At 65.1% G+C, this 1,996-nt stretch carries 2 protein-coding genes; both read right to left on the minus strand.

Translation table 11 applies throughout. The features are described from left to right. On the minus strand, window positions 1-595 hold a 595-nt coding region (locus ACZM96_RS10835), incomplete at its 3' end, for a Mur ligase family protein (RefSeq protein WP_489489070.1). Beyond that, a partial coding sequence (locus ACZM96_RS10840) for a UDP-N-acetylmuramoyl-L-alanyl-D-glutamate--2,6-diaminopimelate ligase (RefSeq protein WP_489489069.1) occupies window positions 595-1,996 on the minus strand: 1,402 nt, incomplete at its 5' end. The genes ACZM96_RS10840 and ACZM96_RS10835, both read right to left, overlap by 1 nt.

Consider the following 1,996-nt stretch of genomic DNA (forward strand, 5'->3'; position numbering starts at 1 on the left):
CCGTGCCCTTGCCGCCGAGGCCGAGCGCGTGCCCCGGCCCCACGTTGAGAATGATCGCGAGATCCGGCTCCATGATCGGGCCGAGTTCGTCCATGTCGTTCGGATGGCTGATGCCCGCTTCCATGACCCAGAACATTTCGTCGCCGTCGGCGGCCATCATGGAGATGGGCATGCCTATCTGCGAGTTGAGGTTCATGCGGTTCCTGGCGGTCTTGCCGCGCATGGAAAGAATGTGCGCCAGCAGCTCCTTGGTGGTGGTCTTGCCCGCCGTGCCGGTGATGCCCGCCACGCGGCCCGCAAAGGATTTGCGCCAGGCGTGGCCTATGCGGCCGAGCGCCTGCACGCTGTTGTCCACGAGCAGCACGGGGGCCGCGGGTTCGCCGTGAAAGGGATCGCGTTCGGCAAGCACGGCGGCCGCGCCGGCCTTCACGGCCGCGGAGGCAAAGTCGTGACCGTCCGCGCGTTCGCCGACAATGGCCACGAACAGGTCGCCTTCCTTCACTTCGCGGTTGTCGGAACAGGCGCCGCGCAGCAGAACGTCGGCGGAATTGAGCACCTTGGCATGGGCGGCTTCTGCGGCCGCCTCCAGCGTCATCAGCACGAGACAAGCTCCTTGAGTATTTCCTGATCACTGAAGTGATGTTTCACGGTTCCGATGATCTGATAGTTTTCATGCCCCTTGCCCGCCACGAGCAGGGCGTCGCCGGGCTTGAGCAGGCTCACGGCCAGTTCCAGCGCCTTGCGGCGGTCGCTTTCGCGATGCACTTCCTTCGCGCCTTCGAGGCCGGGCATGATGTCGTCGATGATGAGCTCGGGGTCTTCGGTGCGCGGATTGTCGGAGGTGACGATGGCGATGTCGGAAAGCTCCGCCACGGCGCGGCCCATGGGCGCGCGCTTGGTGCGGTCTCTGTCGCCGCCGCAGCCGAACACCGTGATGATGCGGTTGAAGCGCGCGTGGGTGAGGGTCTTGAGCACGTTGGTCAGAGCGTCGGGGGTGTGGGCGTAGTCCACGAAAATGCCGGTTCCTGCGCCGGGCAGCCAGGGCTTGTCCGCGCCGGGCACGGGAATGCGCTCCAGACGTCCCGGCACGCCCATGAAGCCTTCAAGGCAGGCGAGATCCTCCACGGAGAAGCCCAGCGAAAGCGCAAGGCCGCACACCGTGGAAAGGTTGCTTGCGTTGTGCAGGCCGATGAGCGGACTGTGCATTTCCCAGTCGAGGCGCTCGTCGCGGCTTTTCTGCCAGTAGAAGTGCAGGGAAAGCCCTTCGGTGTCGGCGCGGCGCACGTCGGCGAGCAGGAAGGGGCGTCCGGCAAGGGGCGTGCGCAGACCGAAGCCGAGAGCCTGCGGAAACTCTTCGAGCAGGCGGTGACCGTAGGGATCGTCGTTGTTGATGACCATGACCTTGTCCTTCTTCGGCGCGTCGGCAAAGAGGGCGCGCTTGGCAAGGAAGTAGTTTTCCATGGTCTTGTGGTAGTCGAGATGATCCTGCGTGAGATTGGTGAAGGCCGCGGCGCTGAAGTTGATGCCCGCGATGCGCTTCTGATCGATGGAATGGGACGAGACTTCCATGATGGCGGCCTTGACGCCGGCGTCGCGCATGGCGGCGAGGGAGCGGTGCAGGGTGAGGCAGCCGGGCGTGGTGAGGGGCGCAGGCTCGTCGTGACCGGGCCAGCGGTAGCTGATGGTGCCCATGACGCCCACGGGAAGGCCGTGCGAACGATACAGGTGTTCGAGCAGGTAGGCACAGGTGGTCTTGCCGTTGGTTCCCGTGACGGCGATGACCGGAAAGTCGAGATTTTCGGTGCCGAAGCGGGCCGCGGCGAGAATGCCGAGCTGGGCGCGCACGTCGGAAACGAGCAGCCAGGCATGATTTCTGTCGCCGCGCAGATTGAGCTTCATGCGTTCCACGGTGCGCTCAGAAGCCACGATGGCCCAGGCCCCCTTGTCCAGCGCCATGCGGATGTGGCTTGCGGTCTTGCTGCGTTCCCCGGGAACG

It is taken from the genome of Mailhella sp., from assembly GCF_057866825.1.